The organism is Marinicrinis lubricantis, from assembly GCF_042658665.1.
Classification (GTDB): domain Bacteria; phylum Bacillota; class Bacilli; order Paenibacillales; family KCTC-33676; genus Marinicrinis; species Marinicrinis lubricantis.
Map to the genome: position 1 here is coordinate 1 of NZ_JBHSQV010000103.1, position 5,398 is coordinate 5,398.

The window sequence follows — 5,398 nt, forward strand, 5'->3', positions numbered from 1 at the left end:
AAATCTGATGTAAAATGATTCATAGGGAAGACCTCTTTCTTGTGAGTTGGTTGTGGTGACTTAATTCTACAAGAAAGGTCTTCCTTTTTGCTATTTATCTATTTACACAAGATATTTTACGCTCTCTGTCCATCTAATGATTGCTCATTTATAATTATATCCATATGCTATAACCCCAACAATTCATCTAAATCGTCATCAAATTGGTCGAATAAACCCCTTTGGTGGTTAACCACATTTCCGTTTTCTTTAAAATCAATAAGCGTAGGTACTGTAGTAAAATTATCGTCAATTTTGAAATAGTAAACAGCTACCTCTTCCCTATCTATATTTTTTTTATTTAAGGCTTTTCGTACACCGTTAAAAATGTGATCACTATGGGTTTCAATTATTAAATTGACCCCATTTCTAGATGCAAAGGAAAATAATTCCGTTAAACGCGATTGAGCCTTTGGGTGCAAATGTATTTCTGGATTTTCAATAATAATTAGATCATCCTTATTGGATGAAAGAATTGAAACTATGATAGCTATTAAGTAGCTTAGTCCTGAACCGATATTTTTCGGCCTAACTTTACGATTTCCAGTAACATGAAACTGGGCTTTTACTTTATCCGTTCGAGCTATATCTTCCGTAGATAGTTCTGCATTTATAATATAGCTCATCCAATAGTTTACCTGTATTTCAAGTGTACTCCCAAGCTCCTGATCTTTAATCAGGTCTTTCTCAATTATATCTTTTTTATGTGTTTCAAAATAATGAATCGCATACTCACCTAAAGTACCAAAATCCACATTACTACTGTAGTTTTTGGAATAGGTATCCTGAGCCCCCATTCTATTAGCGGACAAATACTGGACACACTTATTCTTACGATTAAGATACCCTATTACAGAACTATCCCCTTCAAAATCACATTTAGTCAATTGATGCTCATTTCCATATATTTTCATATGAACTGATTCTGAATTACTAGACTGTAACTTAATCTCTATTTCCTTTGAGTTAGATCTAAAATTAGTTGCTTCGTTGAAATCCCCAATTGAAACTAGTTCACCATTTATTGGTGATACTTTCTCTTCAGTTATGTTTTGAATTGCAAGTAAAATAGATTGAACAGCTGTTGATTTCCCTGAAGAATTCATGCCCACAAACAATGTTAGAGGTTTAATATCCAATTCAATATGATCTATACTTTTGAAACCTTTAACTGTTAATTTTGAAATCACGTTTAAACCCCTCCTTCAATTCATCCATTTTATTGAATATCTGAGGTATAACTACACCTCTTCCTCTATCAGTAGACAATAATTCATTGAATTCATAATTACTCATGAGTTTATTTACTTGTTGTTGGATAGAATTTTTATTATCCCTGCACTCCTGCTCACTAAAGTGTGAAAACAGATAGCCAAAAGCTTCAAAAAGGATTAGATTAACAGGATATCTTCTTTCTCCATATGTTCTTCTGAATGCCCTATTTCCAAATAACAGAATATTGTTTTGCATGGATAACTGAAACGCTTCTTCTACCCTTATAATCTCCTGATCACTCATCGCATTGATTCTTTCCATTGATTTACCTAAAAACTCGTCTAATTCTTTAGCCCTATATTCTAGTTTATTTCCATTTGCATCCAACAAGCGGTTTGTTCTCCATAAATAGAATGCAACCATTCTTAAAATCATATACCTATCTTTCATTCGGCTATCTGTAATGCTATTTCCCGTAGCCTCAAGAAACAAATTACTTTCAGCCAATTTTTTTAATAATATTGTTGCCTTTCCTTGGTACAATGCATTACGCATTTCTTGCTGATTTAGCCGAGTTCCTCCCCTGTTTACACGATCAAAAATATCAAACTTAATTCTTTCTGGAGTAGGTGGTTTTATAACCTGTGCAATAATTTGGTAGTCCTCTAATTTTGATTGAAAATTATCATCAAGTTCCTCAAAAAATTTACTGTTAATGTTCGAAAGTATTTTTAAGTTTTGTAGTTTGAATTTATTATCGAGAAACCTAAAAAATGTAGTTAGCCTTTGGCGTCCGTCTACCACAACAAGCTTACCGTCTTTTGTTTCATTAAGATAAAAAAGTGGTAAAGGAATCCCCATAAGTACAGATTCAATTAATTCTGAACGTTGTTGAGGTTCCCAAACATCCTTACGTTGAAATTCAGGATCAAGTATTATAAGATTTTTTGAATACTTTCGTTTCAACTCAAAAATTGAGTATTGTTCTCTCTCAACTTTAATAGTAGCATCAGGATAGATATCAATATCCTGTGAATAATCATATCCAAACAATTTCTCGGAGTCCTGTTCTTCCTCCATTAATGTTCCTTCAAATTCATTATTTGACACAATGCATCAACCTCTCTTTAAAACGTTATTGAATACTTTGATTTCTTTGATTTCAAAGTAACCTGCAAATGGAGTAACCAAAATATATTAGACTATTAGCTACTCAACGTAGGTTAATATAAACAGCAATTTAATATGCAGAGACGGGCATGATTTTCGCCGCGAAGCCCTTGTGTTTCGCGACTTTCGCGAGTATTCATGCCCGCTGTAAGTCTTCTTGCTTATCTAGCAAACGTACCTTTACTACACAGTATAGCTTAAAGCCGTATATAAGTAGCACACATACCAAACTACTAAGACTAGCATTTCCAATTCTTTGTTCTGACAATCGCTTCGATGGAGAATTATTTATTTATATTTGCCGGAAAGTGCTAGTTTCCTTTAATAATTAAAATTATGTATCAATCTACTCAAATCTCTACCGATTCAATTAACAATTCCTTGCTTGTATCCTCTCATATTTACCTAATTGCAGTCAAAAGAAAGTCGATTTATTCGTGTTGCAATTTCCTATAGTTCCGCTACTACCGTCTTATCTAACACAACCTCATCATCCATCCGCAACTGTAATGTCATGTACTCAAGGAGATGCCGCTGGTGAAGTGGATTTCATCCGCGAGATGCAAGGCAATATCCGCAGTCTGTTCACGAAGATCGATTTCCCTCGCAATGCGGATGGTCGCATTATCAGCAATACGCCGGGCATCGATGCTGTTGAAATTAACCGAATAACAGGCGAAGTCATTAACGAGTTTCAGGTTAAGACGCTTCGCTCCGCCGACAGCATCAACAGTACGCTTAAGGATTTTCTAAGCAACGACCATTACAAACCAACAACGGTGCTTGTTGGGCCGCAGGAGCTCATAGATCGTGCTCACGAAATGGGTGTCCCAAATCCAACGAAGGTAATGGGTACGCTTCAGGACAAACAGAACTCTGTACAGGGGCTTAGCAATAAGGTTCTGAATGAAGAACTGGCTCTTAACATCACGGCAGGAGAGGTTGCTGAAAAAGTTGTCGGTGGTGCGGTGATTGGTGCGGCTATTTCTGTTGGGGTGTCCAGCCTATTGTCTTATTTGCAATACAAGAACGGGAAAATCACATTCGAGGAAATGAAAAGAAGAATTGCCAAAGACGGGGCAAAAGGAGCGATTACAGGCGGAGCACTAGCAGGCCTATCGCTATTCATCCCTGGTGGCATTATCGGCTTTGGAATTGGTTTTGTAGTCGGTACATCGCTACGCCGTCTGCTGGATGAAGCATACGGAGATGGTATGTTCGGAGAGGTTTTGGGTACAACGAAAGCTGTTCATGCTAGTGTTCAGTTGTTGGCGAACGGCACCGTTTATGTAGCTCAAATTACCGCGATGAATGGACGAGCACTGGCACGAGCTGTCTCCATTGCTGAAGATATGAGTGCCGACCGATTACAGGCTGACGCGATCTACAACAAAGAGGAGCGGATCAACAACAACGGTTTGCGGATTGATTACAGCAGGTCTGCGGAAGATATTTTATCCCGTTTAGACAATCTGCAAGATCGGTTGAAAGGGGGCTGATAACGGATGGCGGTGAGTGGACAACAAATCATGAAATGGCCGGATCAGCGACAAGTAGCTGAAACCGTGAAGGAAAATCCAAAGCTAGTTGACCAGTCACAGGTTAAGGAAATTGTGCAACAGTCGCTCAACCAGCTTTCGTCCATTGAGCATCGACTTGATCGACTGGAGAATCAGGGTGTTGTTGGCCGAGTGATTGGCTCGATCACAGGCTCCACGAACAGAGAGCTGATTACGCTAATGAGAGATTTAACGCAGGCTCAGCAGACAACCATCAAGCTTGTACTGACTTTAGCTGTGTATCACGCTCAAAACATTGCGGTTATGGATGAAATTCTCGATGAGTTGGGTAAAGCCAAAGGCGTACATACACGCACAGCATCGCATATTGAATTTCTATATGAGCAGGTGCAGATAATTCGCGATACCCCGCCGCGTACACGAAATAAACCCGTGGCCGGGAGGTTGGCTATCTGGATTGCGATTATTTCATCAGTAGCTTTATTTACATTCTTCATTTTTCAAATAATGTGATAACTCATTGCTGAATCTTAGGGTTCAGCTTTTTTGTTACGTTACAATTTTGAGTAAACAGCGATATATGAGAGAAGGATTACAAGATTTCCGTAGTCCGTTCCATTAATAATTGCCAATCAACGCACGATACATATGATGAGTCAAGGTTGACGTGGCACAATGATAGAATTTGATGAGTTTGACAAATTTACTCCCAATCAACGTTACAGCAATAAGACAAGTTTGATATATAGGAGAGAAGAAGGGATTTTGGCCTAAACTGTCGTAATATTTCATAATACAAACAATATTGAAGGCCTTTAGTAGCATGAAGTCATTATGTTGATATGTTGAAGGAACTACGATTAACTTCATGTAATCAGTCTAAGAAGCCGTCAAAATATTACAAATCTGAGTAATCAACGAACTTACGTCTATGTTATGCTTTACAGGATGAGTATTACATAAAAAAATAGAAGTGAGACTAAGCACTATAGGAGGATACTATTGAATAAGAAGTACACTAGTTTCTTTTCCAAAAACAAAGCTATCGTTATTGAATGGTTATTTATTACCTCATTAATATTCATACTTTTTTTGCTTATTTTCAAATACAGCCCATTGGGAGTTATGCAAATAATAATCGACTGGAATCACACGTTGGAATGGGCAACTCAATGGTATGGACTACTAGCAATATACTGGATTGAGGTAATCATTCTTTTCTTCATTTGGGACTTATTATGGATTAGACTCAACAGGTTGGTTAATGCCATTTATAATTACCTTACACACAAGTATGTCAAGAAAAAATGGCTCCTATTGAAATTAGTAACTCAACTTTCGCAGAGCCAAAATCGGGTTAATGGCAAGTGCAGCATGAGTTTGTGATCGATTAGATCGAATGCTTGACGACATAGAAAAACACCGCTTCGTTTGGTAAGGTAAGAGTGTCGAAT

4 protein-coding genes are annotated in these 5,398 nt (G+C 37.5%); 2 read left to right on the forward strand and 2 right to left on the reverse strand.

Going from position 1 to position 5,398, the window contains the following annotated elements:
* Window positions 1-167 precede the first annotated feature (167 nt).
* Window positions 168-1,229 carry a DUF3696 domain-containing protein gene (locus ACFPXP_RS08500; RefSeq protein WP_379893801.1) on the reverse strand — a complete coding sequence of 354 codons (1,062 nt, stop codon included), beginning with the start codon at window positions 1,227-1,229 and terminating at the stop codon, window positions 168-170.
* Window positions 1,207-2,364 carry a DUF262 domain-containing protein gene (locus ACFPXP_RS08505; protein ID WP_379893802.1) on the reverse strand — a complete coding sequence of 386 codons (1,158 nt, stop codon included), beginning with the start codon at window positions 2,362-2,364 and terminating at the stop codon, window positions 1,207-1,209. The genes ACFPXP_RS08500 and ACFPXP_RS08505 overlap by 23 nt, the downstream gene beginning before the upstream one ends.
* 602 nt (window positions 2,365-2,966) lie before the next feature.
* Here ACFPXP_RS08505 and ACFPXP_RS08510 point away from each other — a divergent pair.
* Both ACFPXP_RS08510 and ACFPXP_RS08515 read left to right on the forward strand, forming a co-directional pair.
* Window positions 2,967-3,923: a hypothetical protein gene (locus ACFPXP_RS08510; RefSeq protein ID WP_379893803.1), complete on the forward strand. Its 957-nt coding sequence runs from the start codon at window positions 2,967-2,969 to the stop codon at window positions 3,921-3,923.
* A 6-nt stretch (window positions 3,924-3,929) separates the two neighbouring features.
* A complete protein-coding gene (locus ACFPXP_RS08515; protein ID WP_379893804.1) occupies window positions 3,930-4,457 on the forward strand; it encodes a hypothetical protein in 528 nt (175 codons plus the stop codon).
* Window positions 4,458-5,398: the final 941 nt, after the last annotated feature.